The organism is Ruegeria sp. HKCCA6707, assembly GCF_013033515.1.
In the GTDB taxonomy this organism is placed as follows: Bacteria; Pseudomonadota; Alphaproteobacteria; order Rhodobacterales; family Rhodobacteraceae; genus Ruegeria.
On sequence record NZ_WQEG01000003.1, the window covers coordinates 391,575 to 406,381 of the forward strand.

The following is a 14,807-nucleotide window of genomic DNA, read 5'->3' on the forward strand; positions in this document are numbered from 1 at the left end:
GTCTAGTCGTTCGCGCGGCGCCAGCGATGCAGGATGTCTGGGCCTACCGTCTGCGTCTCGATCAATTGGAACCGCGCGGCGTTGTCCAAACTGTCCAATCCCAGCGCCCCGATGGCAGGAAGACCTTCGGCACCGATGGTAAGACCTGCGGTGAACCCCACCAATTCATCCACCAGATCACGGGCCAGCAGTGAGGCCGCCAAAGCCGACCCACCCTCGCAAAACACGCGGGTCAACCCTGCATTGCCAAGCTGTTGCAGCAGGTCGCTGGGATCAAGGTGATGGTCCTCCAGCGCACACGGGATCAGCTTTGCCCCCAACCCTTCCCACGCGCGAATGCGGTCGGGATCGGGATGCGGACCGTGGCAGATCCAAACCGGATGCTCTTTGGCCGTACGTGCCAGATTACCCATCAGCGGCAGATCCAGATGGCGCGAGACGACAACGCGCACTGGCTGATGCGCGATCCCCAAATCACGCACTGTCAGCGCGGGGTCATCCGCGCGCGCCGTCCCTGCCCCCACCATCACCGCATCGTGGCGCGCGCGCATGGCGTGGACAGCGCGGCGCGCAGCTGGGCCCGTGATCCACTGGCTGTGGCCTGAGCCTGTAGCGATACGTCCGTCAAAGCTGCTTGCCAGTTTCAGCGTCAAAAACGGGCGGCCTTGTTCGGTCTTCAGAAAAAACCCGGCGTGATCTTGCGCCGCCTCTTTGGCCAAAACACCGGTTTCAACCTCGATCCCAGCGGCGCGCAACATCTCAAAACCCTGGCCCGCAACGCGTGGATCACTGTCTTCGATGGCGGAAACAACACGCGCGACCCCTGCGTCGATCAATGCTTGTGCGCAGGGCGGCGTTTTGCCGTGATGGGAACAAGGTTCCAGCGAAACATAGGCTGTGGCCCCACGAGCCTTGGTGCCCGCATGCGCAAGCGCCAGGGTTTCTGCATGCGGGCGCCCACCGGGCTGTGTCCAGCCGCGGCCAACGATCCGGTCGTCGCGCACAATGACACAACCCACAGCGGGGTTAGGCCAACACGTCCCCTGGCCTCGCCGCCCCAGTGACAGGGCCAACGCCATGTATCGGTTATCTTCTGCGGTCACTCGTCCGAGGTTGGCTGCGGCGGTCGCAACTCGTGCACAAACTCTTCAAAGTCGTCGGCCGCCTGGAAATTCTTGTAGACGCTTGCAAACCGAACATAAGCCACCGTGTCGATCCGGGCCAGAGCTTCCATAACGATCTCACCAATCTTGTTGGACGGGATGTCGGTATCACCCATGCTTTCCAAGCGGCGTACGATGCCCGAGATCATCTGATCGATGCGGTCCGGCTCGATCGGACGTTTTTGCATCGAGATGCGGATCGAACGCTCAAGCTTATCGCGGTCAAAGTCTTCGCGTTTGCCATTGGTCTTTATGACCACTAGATCGCGCAGCTGCACCCGTTCATAGGTCGTGAACCGGCCACCACATGCGGGGCAAAACCGGCGCCTGCGGATCGCGACGTGATCCTCTGCCGGGCGTGAATCCTTGACCTGAGTGTCGATATTTCCGCAAAACGGGCAGCGCATCCGCCGTCTCCTCGTCCCTAGTTCCGCCTTTTGTTGTAAGCGCTGCGGCCTACTTATCCACAACTATAGGGCAGCCGCTAGGATTTGGGTAGTCGGAAATGTTCACCGCTACATAAAGGGGTCACGCGAAATGAGCTGCAACGCGACGGTGATGAGGCGCGCTGCGATGCTCGAACAGGTAAATGCCCTGCCACGTTCCCAACACAGGCACACCCGATGCCACTGGGATCGACAGGCTGACCGGCATCATTGCCGCCTTGATATGGGCCGGCATATCATCCGGCCCTTCGTAAGTGTGCCGCAGATACGACATTGAGGGGTCATCGGTCGGTGGAACAAGCCGCTCGAAAAATGCCTGCAGGTCCGTCTGAACTTCGGGATCTGCGTTTTCCTGGATCAACAACGAGCATGAGGTGTGTCGCACAAACAGCGTCAGCAACCCGTCGCTGGGCTGATGATTGACCCAAGCACGCACTTGGGTCGTGAACTCATATAGCCCAGCGCCGCGTGTCTGAATTGTAAACTCGGTTTGCACCTGCTTTTGCTACCCGTTCAGGAATTGATGCGAATACGGGTACAGCGCGTGTTTGCCCGTTGCACCGACATACTGTCTCCGGGACGAAAACCCGAAAAAACGCCGCTGCCTTCTTGAGCGGTGTTTGTCGGTTTGGTCAATGAAAACTGAACGGCAGTGCGACGATTTGTTGTAACACTGGGACCGTAACCGCGCAAAACATAGATCTGTTGTTGCCAACTGGCCCCCAATATCCGACGTGCAAAATCGGATGCTTCGCACCAATACCCATCGATATCTTTTCTTGTTCGTGGAATAACTTCGAATTCTGTGTCGCTGATCGCGTTCGCATCGAACCCGAACGCTCCCACTGCAAACGATGCGTTGGCGCTGAAGGAAAGCACCGCTGCGCATGTGAAAAGAACCAAATTTTTCATCGTACTTGTGTCCTTTGTTAACCAATCCTGCCGCAAATATAGTGCCCGATTTTAGACCGCGACCGACATCACAATCCTTTCAGCACTCCGCATGGAAAAAGTGATCGGGTGTCAGCCACCCCTTGTATCGGATCAAAAGGCCCAGACCAGGCACGCGCGCTGAGATGTCGAATGCGAAACGACCCTCCTCATCCGTAAATTCAATCGAGGCGGACCGGGGCAACAGGAAAGACGGACATGGAAGCCCAAACACCGAAAGCGCCTTGATATCGATATGCAACATCCCGGCTTCAAAACGAGGTTTGAGCCAGATGCGAATATTGCCGATTTCCTCTTTGACCCAGCCGGTATGCGCGTCCAACCGGATATGAGAAACCGTCTTGTGGCCGCCGAAATCGCGCGACCACACCCATTCAGAGCTTGTACGCTCGATAGTCAGGGACACGGGTTGGTCCGGAGACGATTTGGGAAAGCGACCTAATCCGAGCAGTGCACCCACGACCCACCCCTTGCCTCGCACGACCTCGCAGCGGCCCGAAAAGCGACCAGACCGGCTGTGCAGCACCGCAAGCGCATCAGGTAAAGCGTGAAACTCGCCAAGCACTTGCAAGAACGGGTCTTTCAAAGTTTCAAAATCCATCCGTGGCGAACCTGGCCCGGATCGCGGTATCGGGCATTAAGCAGACCTTCGACCGCCCGAAGAACCAATACCGGTTGCTGGCGATCAAACGGTAAAGCGGCGTCTTTATGAAGCCCGGCAAAAACCGACACCAAGACAAGATCTGCCACCCGCCCGGCAAGGCCCGCATCGCAGCAGCAAACGCGTCGAGGTTTTGATAGACCTGCCCGTCGACAAAAACGAGGTTCGTTTGAAAATCGCCTGTTGGCAGGTTCAACTGCGTATAGAGGCGTTGCCCCAAAGCTGATTGCGCTGTTGCAAAAGAAAACCGGTGGTGGCGATCATGGATCAACATGAACCGGAAAAATCCTGAGCACAGGACGCATTCGCCATCAAAGACGATTAGATTTGCCTTTTCAGCGCAATAGTCTTCCAGCGTCTTCGTCATAAAATGGCCCGCGACTACGCATTCCTACCGTTTCAAGCTGTCATGAAACACCCGGACCGACAATGCGACAGATAGGGTAAGGGCGTGTCGGGGAACCCGGAAAGCTGGCTCGGTGGGCCGCTTGTTTGGGCTCTGGCCTCATCCCCATAAGGCACTGACCCGACAGCAGCCCGTATCTATGCGTCCCTGACAGTACGTTCATGCGCCAATCAGTCAAAATCTTGTGTTTTCCAGCCAATTAATTGCCCGGGACCGCTACGCGATTCAAAAAGCTGGCCCACTGCAGCTACTACTCGCTAATGTCGAAATTGATTTCAAAAATCAGATTGCGTGGATATGGACGTCGATATTTCCAGAATTCAGTTACTGACCCGTATTCTAGATCAGGTATCCGGCATGCCTGACACAACGGATCAAGTGCTACAGAAAAGCGGCCTGTCCCGTATTCAGATTTCAGCGCCAGCAACCAGCTATAGCGCGCATCAAGAGGCACTGTTCGTGCGCCATGCCTGCGACGCGTTGCAAAATATCACATTTGCGGCGCAAGCAGGTCTTGGGTTCGATGTCTCTTCAAGTGTGACGGCTTATATCAGCAAATACTCACGCGACCTCCGGCAAGCTCTTGAAAACACGTGTTATTTTCATTGGATGATCGATCCTGCACTCAGCTTTGCCCTGCGCTCTACCGGAAACGCTGCGGTGTTCGAAGTGGATTGGAAGGACCCAAGCTTTCGCCGGTACCACAGAAGGACCGAATTTTTGATGTTTGCGGCCATCGCCCGGATGCGCAACCTGACGCAGACGGACTTGCATCCCCTTGAGATCCGGTTCGAGCACGAAGTGGGGCAACAGGCGCAGGCCTATGAAAAGATCGGCGGTTTCCCCGTAACCTTTGGTGCCGAGCGGATGGAGATCATCCTGTCCCTGCCGTCTCTGGACACGCCGATCCCAACCTACGAGCCCAGCCTGCGGGCGCATCTGCTGGAATATGGCGAGCGTTTACTGGCCGAGCGGCGTTCGCCCCAACAACAGATGCGGGCGAAGGTAGAAGGATTGATAACCCAATCGATGCCCGGAACCATCATTCACGCCGATGACGCGGCCGCGCAATTGGGCCTGAGCCCTCGGACGTTGGCGCGGCGGCTGGCTGAAGAAGACACAACCTATCGCGAGATTGTCGAAGACCTTCGATGTGATCTGGCGCAGACGTTTATCAAGAACGGAATGGCGCTCTCCGAAATCGCGTTTTCGCTGGGTTATTCCGATCAGGCCGCGTTTTCGACCGCCTTCAAGCGCTGGACGGGTCAGGCCCCAACCGCCTTTCGCAAACGGGTCGAGCACCCGCTGAACACGGATTGACTGCGGCCGGGGGTCGTCGGCAAAACTACCTCGCCCCGGCCCGTCCCATGAGTGGACAGCCGCGATATAGAAATCGCGACGGTGCAGGTCTTGTGAGTTCTCGCCAATTTGATGCGTGGTTCAGCCAGCGTGAGATCAAGCGCAGCCCGTTACCCGTTTCCAGGCAAAGAAAAAGGCGCCGCAGCGCCTTTTGCCTTATTGATCCAGGAACGACCGCAGCTTGCGCGACCGGCTGGGATGTTTCAGCTTGCGCAACGCTTTTGCTTCGATCTGACGGATCCGTTCGCGGGTCACGCTAAACTGTTGTCCAACCTCTTCCAGCGTGTGGTCGGTGTTCATGCCGATGCCAAAGCGCATCCGCAGAACCCGTTCCTCGCGCGGCGTGAGTGAGGCCAGAACCCGGGTGGTGGTTTCCTTGAGGTTTTCCTGAATGGCGCTGTCCAGCGGCAGCACAGCATTCTTGTCCTCGATGAAATCACCCAGTTGGCTGTCTTCCTCGTCCCCGATGGGGGTCTCAAGGCTGATCGGCTCTTTGGCGATTTTCATCACCTTGCGGACCTTCTCAAGCGGCATCTGCAGCTTTTCGGCCAGTTCTTCCGGCGTCGGCTCACGTCCGATTTCATGCAGCATCTGGCGACCGGTGCGCACCAGCTTGTTGATCGTTTCGATCATGTGGACCGGAATACGGATCGTGCGCGCCTGATCCGCGATCGAGCGGGTGATCGCCTGACGGATCCACCAGGTCGCGTAGGTCGAGAACTTATAGCCGCGACGGTATTCGAACTTGTCCACCGCCTTCATCAGGCCGATGTTACCTTCCTGAATAAGATCAAGGAATTGCAGACCACGGTTCGTGTACTTTTTGGCAATCGAGATCACCAGGCGCAGGTTGGCTTCGACCATTTCCTTCTTGGCCTGCCGCGCCTCTTTTTCGCCCTTCTGAACCTGCTGAACGATGCGGCGGAATTCAGGGATATCCAGACCAACATATTGACCGACCTGCGCCATATCTGCGCGCAGCTCTTCGACCTTGGCGGTCGAGCGTTCGATGAACATCTGCCAGCCACGGCCCGGCTTTTCTGCCATTTCGGCCAGCCAGTTCGGGTCCAGTTCGCGCCCGCGATAGGCGTCGATGAACTCGCGACGGTTGATGCGGGCCTGGTCGGCAAGTTTCACCATTGAGCTGTCCAGCGACATGACCCGACGGTTGATGCCGTAAAGCTGGTCGATCAGCGCTTCGATCCGGTTGTTGTGCAGGTGAAGCCCGTTCACCAGTTCAACGATCTCAGAACGCAGCTTCTGATAGGTCGCCTCGTCTTTGTCGCTAAAGGTGCCGTCTTCATTCAGGGTGGCTGAGATCCGGCTGTCCTGCATTTCGCTCAGCATCGCGAAATCGGTCGAGATCCGTTCCAGCGTGGTCAGAACCTGATCTTTCAGCGCGGCTTCCATCGCGGCCAAAGACATGTTGGCCTGATCGTCGTCGTCATCGTCGTCGTCATTGTTCAGCGGATTGCCATCGGCATCCAGCTCGGGCCCCTCGTCCTTGGCAGGTTTGGCCGCCTGAACCTTCGACGTATCGACAACCGGTTCTTCGACGTCACCGTCTTCGTCCAACTGGTTGCCAAACGTGGCCTCCAGGTCGATGACATCGCGCAACAGGATGTCTTCCGACAGAAGTTCGTCATGCCAGATCGTAATCGCCTGGAAGGTCAGCGGGCTTTCACAAAGACCGGCGATCATCGTATTGCGACCGGCCTCGATCCGCTTGGCAATGGCGATCTCGCCCTCGCGGCTCAGCAGTTCGACGCTGCCCATCTCACGCAGATACATGCGGACGGGGTCATCGGTGCGATCCAGCTTTTCGGTCTGCGCCCCGGCCAGCGCAACCTCGCGCGGGCCCTCGGCGGCGACCAGTTCGGTCGAGCCTTTGTTCTCTTCTTCTTCGGCCTCTTCATCTTCGATGATGTTGATGCCCATTTCGGACAGCATCGACATCACGTCTTCGATCTGTTCCGAACTGACCTGATCAGGTGGCAGCACCTGATTCAGCTGGTCATATGTGATGTAGCCTTTCTCGCGGGCCTCGGCGATCATCTTCTTGACCTGGGCCTGGCTCATGTCCAGCGAGATTTCCTGTTCCTGCTCGTCGGATTTGCGGTCTTCGTTCGTATCCTTGGCGGCCATTCAATGCTCCTGCAGGGATGGGTGATTCGTTAGAGCCGAATCATTAGCGCGTGAATCTGATTCGGCCACCCGTTTACCTGTTTTTCTTTTCCAGTGCCTTACGAAAACACCACTTTACCGGCGTTTCCTTTCGAAATTGATACCCGACATGATGGCTTCAAACGCGTCTTTCTCGTCGCGGTTGATTCGCGCCCCATTGTCGGCGATGTCGAACACGGCCTTGTCTTCATTCTGACTGCGGCTCGCGCGATTGCGCTCCTCGGCGGCCTGCGCCAGCCGATAGGTCAACGCCTCATCCGTCAGATCAGACAATTCTTCTGCCGCTTCGGCAATCTCAGCATCCAACCCCCGGAGCGCTTTGATCTTTGCGAGTTCTTCGGCCAGCGTCATCTGAGCCTTTTCAACATCGCCTGGCTTGTACACACAGGGGATCACAGCGACATGGCGAAGGGCCAACAGGTTTTCAAGGGGCGCGGCCCCCAAAGTTTCCACGATGTGGTCTTGAAGGTTCTGAGGGTCGTCGATCGCATGGCGCAAAATTGCCGCGCGCAGCGCGGCGTGATCGGGGTTTTGGCACTCCACCTCTTCCAGTTCGACCTCAAACTGGACCACGACCTCGGGATTCAGGATGGCAATGGCCAGAATGGCGGCTTCACGCAGTTGGATATCTGCGCTTTCCGACGAGGCCAGGAAAGACGCCCGCGCACCAGGAGTCGCGTTTGGCTTGGGTTGCCACTTGCCGCGCGGTTGCCAGGGCCGATTGGGCGATTGTCTCTGCGGACGAAACAATTGCCAGCGCAGGTCTTTGATTTCCTGCCCGTAGTGGGACCGGATTGAAGGATCTCGGATCAGCTTGATCTTGTCGCGCAAGACCTTGTCCAATGCCGCCTTGCGCTCGGGGCTGTCAAAAACCTTGCCTTCGGTCTCGCGCTGCCAGAGCAGTTTGACCATGGGGATCGCAGCATCCAACACCGTCTGCACCGCTGCGGACCCATCAGCGCGAAGCAGGTCATCAGGGTCCTTGCCTTCGGGCATCAACGCAAAGCGCAGCGACTTGCCAGCCTCTAGCAATGGCAAAGCCAGATCAACGGCCCGCATTGCCGCGCGCAGGCCCGCCGTGTCACCGTCCAGAGCAATGATCGGCTCATCTGAAATGCGCCAAAGCAACTGCAACTGATGTTCGGTAATCGCCGTGCCCAGCGGTGCGACCGAGGCCCCGAACCCTGCCTCAGCCAAGGCGATCACGTCCATATAGCCCTCGGCCACGATCAGAGGCTGCCCCTTGCCCGCCGCCTGCCGCGCGGGGCCGTGGTTATAGAGGCTGCGGCCCTTGTCGAACAGATCGGTCTCGGGCGAGTTCAGGTATTTGGCATTGTCATTGGGGTCCATCGCGCGACCACCAAAGGCAATGCAGCGCCCACGCGGGTCGCGGATCGGGTACATGATCCGGTTGCGGAAGGTGTCATAAGGCTTTTTGCCCTTGTTCGAGGGTTTGGCCAGTCCGGCCCCAAGGATCAGGTCTTCTTCGACATTCTTGCCGCGCAGATGATCCCACAGTGCTTGCCAGCCATCCGGGGCAAACCCGATCTCCCACCGATCCAAGGCGTCGCCGTCCAGCCCCCGACGGTTCAGATAATCGCGCGCACCCGCCCCTGCCCCGGTTTTCAGCTGCAGACGGAAAAACTGCACCGCCTGCTCCATGACCTCGGCCAGTTGCGCGCGTCGGTCCTGTTTCTGCTGCGCCTTGGGATCAAGCGCAGGCATCGGCATCCCGGCTTCGCGCGCCAGAATCTCAACCGCCTCGATGAATGAGACATTCTCGGTCTCTTTCACAAAGCTGATTGCATCACCTTTGGCATGGCAGCCAAAGCAGTAGTAGAACCCCTTTTGGTCATCGACGTGGAACGAAGCCGTCTTTTCATGGTGAAACGGGCACGGCGCCCACATGTCGCCCTTGCCCTGATTGGATTTGCGCTGGTCCCACATGACCTTGCGCCCCACAACCTGAGACAGGCTGAGGCGAGTGCGCAATTCATCCAGAAAACCGGGGGGCAGTGACATGGATCAAACCTGCCAGAAATGCAAACGCGCGCCAAGGGGCGCGCGCAGGGTTGTCCACAGCGAAATGCAGCGCCTGTGGATTATTGCTGCAGACACAGCTCAAGCCAGGCTGCGCCCAGGTCTTTCTTACGCACGTCGCGCATCTTTTGTTCATAGACCCAAGGCGTGATCAGCGGGATCGCGGCATTGTAATTCTCGGGCCACGTGGGGCCGCTGTCTGCCACCGCCTGCGGCACATCCCGTTCCTTCACCCGGTCTAACCGCGCCTGTTGAATCGCGGCTACAACATCCGCCTGAAACTTGCAGCTTTGTTCCTTGGTTTCTTCCGCAACCACGGGTGTGGCCAACAGGGCCGCAACACAGGCGATACGCAACATAGGGGTCTCCGAAGATTCGTTTCGTTCAGGGCAGTTTAGCCGCGCGCGGCAACGCCTTCCATCGCCCTTTTCAAATCGTGAACCAGCGTCTCGGCCATGGACCGGAAGACCATGATCTGAAACGCGGTGTCACCGACGCGCGTGATCGAGGCCGTCATATGAAACAACAATGTCCGTGCGGTATGGCCACGCTTGAACCGCGTGCTGCGCAGATCGACAGGGGTGACACGTGCCAATATGTCTTCGACACCGTCGCCTTCGATCCGCACAACCGCCCAAGCATCTGATTGATCCACGACAGCCGCGTTTTCGGCCAGTGCATCATCAGGCACGGGCCCCATCAGCATCGCGTGCGCAGGGCCAAACCAGATCGCTCGAGCACCAGCCTTGCCCGTTGCCCGGTTGGCCGCCGGGTATGCCATCCCATGCGCCGCCTTCAGCGCATCGGACACCTGCTTCTGCTTTCCATTGAAAGCCGAAATCGAATGGATTGACCCGGCGTCGACCTCGCTGAGCGTCACGGAGCCAACAGTCAGTGGCAGCAGCCCATCGCAGGGCGTTTTGGCACTCAGCTTATCCACGCACGCGCCCTCCTTCGGGGTCAAAGAACACAGGGTTCACCACTTCGCACAGCGTGGTCACACCGCGCAGATGGTCAACCAATTTGACAACCTCACCGTATCGTTCGGGCCCATCCGCCAGAAAGCCCAGCCCCAGCATCGAGCCCAGCGTCGGCGAGTAACAGACCGAGGTCAGGTAGCCCTGATCATTGCTGCGCACCGGTTCGGCCTCTTCTTTGTAGAGATGCGCACCGGCCAACAGTTGCTTGCTTTCACCAACAGGCTTCAGCCCAACCAACCGCTCGCGCCCGGGTTCTTCCAGGCCTGCACGTTGCGACATAGTTTTGCCGATGCTGTCTTTCTTCTGCGACACCATCCGCCCCATTCCGATGTCATAGGCAGTGGTGCGCCCGTGGATTTCGGCATGGGTGATAAAGCCCTTTTCGATGCGCAGAACGTTCAACGCTTCCATCCCATAGAGCCCGCCACCCAATGCCTCGGCGCGTTTGGTCAGGATGTCGAACAGGCTTGCGCCATATCGCGCAGGCACTGCGACCTCATAGGCATGCTCGCCCGAGAATGAGATGCGGAACAGCCGCCCCTGAACACCCAGAACCGATACCGGGCCGCACGCCATGAAGGGCCAACTGTCGTCATCCAGCGGCATGTCCAGAATCCCGTTCAACAGCTCGCGTGATTTCGGCCCTGCGACCGCAAATTGCGCCCAGTGTTCGGTGACCGATGTGAAACTGACATCCCAATCCGGGCGCAGGCCCTGATGCACGAACTCCAGATGCTTCATCACGTCACCCGCAGCGGCGGTGGTGGTGGTCATCAGATAATGCGTTTCACCGAGCCGCGCGGTGGTACCATCATCCATGACATGCCCATCCTCGCGCAGCATCAAGCCATAACGGGTGCGCCCCACCTTCAGGGTCGAAAACATGTTGGTATAGACGAAATCCAGAAATGCGCCCGCGTCCGGGCCCTGAATGTCGATCTTGCCCAGGGTCGAGACATCACAGACCCCAACCGTCTGGCGCACCATGTTGACCTCGCGGTCGCAGGACTGCCGCCAGTTGCTCTCACCCTCTTTGGGGAAATAGCTGGGCCGGTACCAAAGCCCCGCCTCAACCATCGGCGCCTGACGCGCCACACTCGCCTTATGCGACGTGGTAAAGCGCTGCGGCTTGAACCCCTTGCCTTCGGCCCCGGCGCCCAAAGCTGCAATCGCGATCGGAGAATAGGGCGGACGGAACGTGGTGGTCCCGGTCTCGGGTATTCCGCGCCCGGTGGCATCGGCCAGAATTGCCAGCGCCGCCACGTTCGAGTTCTTGCCCTGGTCCGTCGCCATGCCTTGGGTGGTATAGCGTTTCATATGCTCGACCGACCGAAAGTTTTCAGTCGCAGCCTGTTTGACGTCTTTCACCGTGACGTCATTCTGGAAATCCAGCCAGGCCCGCCCTTTGCCGGGCACAGCCCAGAGCGGCGCGATCTCATAGGGCGTATCCTCGGCCTGCGGCACGGTGATTTTTGGCGCTGTCATGCCCAGATCGCCCAGCACCGACTCCGCTGCGGTAATCCCTTCCTCTAGGCAGGCCGCGGTTGAGAAGGATCCGTTGCACGCGCCTGCCGTCACCATCCCCGGCACCGCACCCGGTGTCGGCACAAAGGCTTCGATCTCGCGCCGCCAGGTCGGACGGCCATTCATATGACAGGTCAGATGGACCGAAGGGTTCCAGCCACCGGTCATGGCCAGACAATCGGTGTGAATACGATCCTCACCGCTGGCCCGCCGTACGGTGATGGACTCCAGTCCCTTGCGACCGGCGCTGCTACAGACCTGCGCACCGCGCAGCACCTCATAGTCATCCGAGCCCGGCGCATCATGGCGACTGTCGATGACCGCAGCCACATGGACCCCGGCCTCCAGCAAATCACGCGCGGTTCGGTGAATGTCGTCCGTATTGCCAAAGATGGTGACGTTCCGGCCCGGGCTGACGCCCCAGCGGTTCAAATAGGCGCGCACAGCCCCTGCGGTCATGATCCCCGGTCGGTCATTGTCGCGAAAGGCTATGGGACGTTCCAAAGCCCCAGCCGCCAGTACCGAGCGTTTTGCCACGATCCGCCAATAGGTTTCCAGCGGCGCCCCGCGCGGGCGGTGATCAGTATGATGCAACACCCGCTCCAGCGCGGCAAAGGTGCCCTGATCATAAGCCCCGGCGACAGTCGTGCGCGTCATCAAGCGCACATTGCCCATACTATGCAGCTCTGCCAGAACCTCATCCGCCCAAACAGGACCCGGCTTGCCATCCACCTCATAGGTCTCGGCCAGCAAACGCCCCCCCATCCGCGCGTTCTCATCCGCCAGGATCACATCCGCCCCCGCTCGTGCAGCCGTCAGAGCGGCCATCAGTCCGGCAGGCCCGGCACCAATGACCAAAACATCACAGAAGGCATAAGCGCTTTCGTATTTGTCCGCATTGTCCTCACCGGACAAAGCCCCAAGCCCGGCAGCGCGCCGGATTATCGGCTCATAGAGCTTTTCCCAAAAGCTCTTGGGCCACATGAAAGTCTTGTAATAAAACCCCGCCCCCAGAAACGGCGCCGCCAGATCGTTGACGGCCATCATGTCGAACCCCAGGCTCGGCCACCGGTTCTGGCTGCGCGCTTCAAGGCCCGGGTAAATCTCCTGCATCGTCGCCCGGACGTTTGGCTCCTGAGCCGCGCCTGCACCAACGGTGACCAGCGCGTTAGGCTCTTCACTTCCCGCCGTCAAAACGCCACGCGGGCGATGATATTTGAACGACCGCCCCATCAGCTTGATGCCGTTGGCCAACAAGGCCGAGGCCAGCGTATCGCCCTCAAAACCCTCATAGCGCACACCGTCAAAGACAAACGGCACCGTTTGACTGCGATCAACCAGCCCTTTGCCCGCAATCCTCATGCGCTCACCCCTGAGGCCAGTTCCGTGCCTGAAATCTCATGCGTGACCGTATCGCGCGTGACCACGATCCAGGCACCGCAGCCGCCCTCATGGTACCAAAGCTCGCGTGTCATGCCCGCCGGGTTGTCGCGCAGATAGACAAATTCGTCCCAGGCCGCCTCGCCCGCATCCGGTTCAGGACGCGCCAGATCCACAGCCGCGCCGCGATAGTAAAACTCGCGCCGATCCCGTTCTCCGCAAAGCGGACAGGTGATCCTCATAGCCGCGCCCCTTGCTTCTTCTTGTCAAAAATACGGATATCCGACATCACCGCCCTCAATGCAGATTGTGTTGAGAGCCTTTGCCCTCTTCATCGATGATCCCGCGCCCGGTGCGAAAGCGATCCAGTTGGAACCCGGTTGCGTTCTCATGATACCGATCCGTCGCGATCAGATGGGCAAACACGTTTCCGGACCCCGGAACCGCTTTGAACCCGCCATAGTTCCAGCCGCAGTTCAGATAAAGCCCCTCGATCCCCGTCCGGTCGATGATCGGAGAGCCGTCCGGTGACATATCCATGATCCCGCCCCAGGATCGCAGCACCCGTGCCTTACCGATCATCGGCATCAGCGCCACTCCGGCCTCCATCACGCTTTCGACCGTGGGCAGATTGCCACGCGCTGCGTAGGAGGCATAGAAATCCAGATCGCCACCAAACACCAACCCGCCCTTGTCCGACTGGCTGATATAGAAATGCCCCATACCAAAGGTCACCACATGATCGATGCAGGGTTTGAGCCCTTCGGTCACAAAGGCCTGCAACACATGGCTTTCAATCGGCAGGCGCATCCCGGCCATCGCCGCCACCTGCCCCGACCGACCCGCCGCAACCATCGCCACTTTCTTGGCCCGGATCGGTCCACGTGTGGTTTGCACGCCGCGCACCGCGCCGTTTTCGATATCGATACCGGTCACTTCACAATTCTGGATCAGGTCCACTCCGCGCTGATCCGCACCCCGGGCGTAACCCCAGGCCACCGCGTCGTGCCGTGCTGTACCGCCGCGTGGATGATACAGCCCGCCATAGAGCGGAAACCGCAGATCGTCATAGTTCAGATAGGGCAGCATCTCGCGCAGCTGATCACGGTTCAGCAGGATCGCATCATCCCCCTGGCTGATCATCATGTTCCCTCGCCGCGCCGCTGCATCGCGCTGCCCGTCCGAGTGGAACAGATTGATGATGCCGCGTTGCGAATGCATGACGTTGTAGTTCAGGTCTTCCTCAAGCCCTTCCCAGAGTTTCAGCGAATGCGAGTAGAACTCGGAATTGCCTTGCAGAAAGTAATTGGCCCTCACAATCGTCGTGTTCCGGCCAACATTGCCACCGCCGATATAGCCCTTTTCCAGAACGGCGACATTGGTCAAACCATGTTCCTTGGCCAGATAATAAGCTGTGCTGAGCCCGTGACCGCCGCCACCGATGATAAGGATGTCGTATTCGCTTTTCGGCTCGGGATCGCGCCAATGCGGCGTCCACCCCTTGTTGCCGGTCAAACCTTCTTTGAGGACGCGCAAGCCGGAAAACCGCATTCAAACCTCCGTGCAGCTCAGTCGGCAGAAAACCAACTTGGGCCAGCACTAGCAAGCGACGAATCTCAATCCGCCTCTGTTTTCGACCCGGACTGGTCTATGCGCGACTGATTTTGATGGAAACTTAAGAATGCGTATTGAGCGGCCCAAATGCTGCACGCT

At 58.8% G+C, this 14,807-nt stretch carries 14 protein-coding genes; 1 reads left to right on the plus strand and 13 read right to left on the minus strand.

The genetic code is table 11. From position 1 onward, the window contains the following. Positions 1 to 2: 2 nt before the first annotated feature. The 6 genes from ribD to GOW40_RS10465 all read right to left on the minus strand — a co-directional run bounded on the left by ribD (position 3) and on the right by GOW40_RS10465 (position 3,588). On the minus strand, positions 3 to 1,103 hold the full coding sequence (ribD, locus tag GOW40_RS10440) for a bifunctional diaminohydroxyphosphoribosylaminopyrimidine deaminase/5-amino-6-(5-phosphoribosylamino)uracil reductase RibD (protein WP_371731833.1): 1,101 nt from the start codon (positions 1,101 to 1,103) through the stop codon (positions 3 to 5). Further along, positions 1,100 to 1,570: a transcriptional regulator NrdR gene (gene nrdR / locus GOW40_RS10445; RefSeq protein WP_171099929.1), complete on the minus strand. Its 471-nt coding sequence runs from the start codon at positions 1,568 to 1,570 to the stop codon at positions 1,100 to 1,102. The genes ribD and nrdR overlap by 4 nt, the downstream gene beginning before the upstream one ends. A 121-nt stretch (positions 1,571 to 1,691) precedes the next feature. Further along, positions 1,692 to 2,105 carry a secondary thiamine-phosphate synthase enzyme YjbQ gene (locus tag GOW40_RS10450; protein WP_171099931.1) on the minus strand — a complete coding sequence of 138 codons (414 nt, stop codon included), beginning with the start codon at positions 2,103 to 2,105 and terminating at the stop codon, positions 1,692 to 1,694. 17 nt (positions 2,106 to 2,122) lie between these two features. After that, positions 2,123 to 2,521 (minus strand): hypothetical protein, encoded by a 399-nt coding sequence (locus tag GOW40_RS10455; protein ID WP_171130232.1) that lies wholly within the window; start codon positions 2,519 to 2,521, stop codon positions 2,123 to 2,125. A gap of 79 nt (positions 2,522 to 2,600) precedes the next feature. After that, entirely contained in the window at positions 2,601 to 3,161 is a 561-nt protein-coding gene (locus tag GOW40_RS10460; protein ID WP_171130234.1) for a DUF4166 domain-containing protein, read from the minus strand. Beyond that, entirely contained in the window at positions 3,151 to 3,588 is a 438-nt protein-coding gene (locus GOW40_RS10465; protein WP_171130236.1) for a thiol-disulfide oxidoreductase DCC family protein, read from the minus strand. The genes GOW40_RS10460 and GOW40_RS10465 overlap by 11 nt, the downstream gene beginning before the upstream one ends. A gap of 336 nt (positions 3,589 to 3,924) precedes the next feature. On the opposite strand from GOW40_RS10465, the gene GOW40_RS10470 reads away from it, so the two are divergent. Further along, on the plus strand, positions 3,925 to 4,947 hold the full coding sequence (locus tag GOW40_RS10470) for an AraC family transcriptional regulator (RefSeq protein ID WP_171130238.1): 1,023 nt from the start codon (positions 3,925 to 3,927) through the stop codon (positions 4,945 to 4,947). A gap of 195 nt (positions 4,948 to 5,142) precedes the next feature. Here GOW40_RS10470 and rpoD read toward each other — a convergent pair whose 3' ends face one another. The 7 genes from rpoD to GOW40_RS10505 all read right to left on the minus strand — a co-directional run bounded on the left by rpoD (position 5,143) and on the right by GOW40_RS10505 (position 14,645). Further along, entirely contained in the window at positions 5,143 to 7,131 is a 1,989-nt protein-coding gene (rpoD, locus tag GOW40_RS10475) for an RNA polymerase sigma factor RpoD (RefSeq protein ID WP_171130241.1), read from the minus strand. 114 nt (positions 7,132 to 7,245) lie between these two features. After that, positions 7,246 to 9,192 (minus strand): DNA primase, encoded by a 1,947-nt coding sequence (gene dnaG, locus GOW40_RS10480; RefSeq protein WP_171130243.1) that lies wholly within the window; start codon positions 9,190 to 9,192, stop codon positions 7,246 to 7,248. 80 nt (positions 9,193 to 9,272) lie between these two features. Then, positions 9,273 to 9,569 carry a hypothetical protein gene (locus GOW40_RS10485; RefSeq protein ID WP_171099944.1) on the minus strand — a complete coding sequence of 99 codons (297 nt, stop codon included), beginning with the start codon at positions 9,567 to 9,569 and terminating at the stop codon, positions 9,273 to 9,275. A 35-nt stretch (positions 9,570 to 9,604) separates the two neighbouring features. Beyond that, positions 9,605 to 10,150, minus strand: coding sequence for a sarcosine oxidase subunit gamma (locus tag GOW40_RS10490; protein WP_171130245.1), 546 nt, complete (start codon positions 10,148 to 10,150; stop codon positions 9,605 to 9,607). Continuing rightward, complete coding sequence (locus GOW40_RS10495) at positions 10,143 to 13,076, minus strand: sarcosine oxidase subunit alpha family protein (RefSeq protein WP_171130247.1); 2,934 nt, start codon at positions 13,074 to 13,076, stop codon at positions 10,143 to 10,145. Before GOW40_RS10495 ends, GOW40_RS10490 begins: the two co-directional genes overlap by 8 nt. Next, entirely contained in the window at positions 13,073 to 13,336 is a 264-nt protein-coding gene (locus GOW40_RS10500) for a sarcosine oxidase subunit delta (protein ID WP_171130249.1), read from the minus strand. Before GOW40_RS10500 ends, GOW40_RS10495 begins: the two co-directional genes overlap by 4 nt. Positions 13,337 to 13,391: 55 nt before the next feature. Further along, positions 13,392 to 14,645, minus strand: coding sequence for a sarcosine oxidase subunit beta family protein (locus tag GOW40_RS10505; protein ID WP_171130251.1), 1,254 nt, complete (start codon positions 14,643 to 14,645; stop codon positions 13,392 to 13,394). Between the last annotated feature and the right edge of the window lie 162 nt (positions 14,646 to 14,807).

What these genes read in the sequence shown, in the direction of transcription:
- GOW40_RS10505 (WP_171130251.1), bottom strand. Translation starts at nt 14,645, where the DNA reads ATGCGGTTTTCCGGCTTGCGCGTCCTCAAAGAAGGTTTGACCGGCAAC.
- nrdR (WP_171099929.1), bottom strand. Translation starts at nt 1,570, where the DNA reads ATGCGCTGCCCGTTTTGCGGAAATATCGACACTCAGGTCAAGGATTCA.
- GOW40_RS10485 (WP_171099944.1), bottom strand. Translation starts at nt 9,569, where the DNA reads ATGTTGCGTATCGCCTGTGTTGCGGCCCTGTTGGCCACACCCGTGGTT.
- GOW40_RS10470 (WP_171130238.1), top strand. Translation starts at nt 3,925, where the DNA reads ATGGACGTCGATATTTCCAGAATTCAGTTACTGACCCGTATTCTAGAT.
- GOW40_RS10465 (WP_171130236.1), bottom strand. Translation starts at nt 3,588, where the DNA reads ATGACGAAGACGCTGGAAGACTATTGCGCTGAAAAGGCAAATCTAATC.
- dnaG (WP_171130243.1), bottom strand. Translation starts at nt 9,192, where the DNA reads ATGTCACTGCCCCCCGGTTTTCTGGATGAATTGCGCACTCGCCTCAGC.
- GOW40_RS10500 (WP_171130249.1), bottom strand. Translation starts at nt 13,336, where the DNA reads ATGAGGATCACCTGTCCGCTTTGCGGAGAACGGGATCGGCGCGAGTTT.
- rpoD (WP_171130241.1), bottom strand. Translation starts at nt 7,131, where the DNA reads ATGGCCGCCAAGGATACGAACGAAGACCGCAAATCCGACGAGCAGGAA.
- GOW40_RS10495 (WP_171130247.1), bottom strand. Translation starts at nt 13,076, where the DNA reads ATGAGGATTGCGGGCAAAGGGCTGGTTGATCGCAGTCAAACGGTGCCG.
- GOW40_RS10460 (WP_171130234.1), bottom strand. Translation starts at nt 3,161, where the DNA reads ATGGATTTTGAAACTTTGAAAGACCCGTTCTTGCAAGTGCTTGGCGAG.
- GOW40_RS10455 (WP_171130232.1), bottom strand. Translation starts at nt 2,521, where the DNA reads ATGAAAAATTTGGTTCTTTTCACATGCGCAGCGGTGCTTTCCTTCAGC.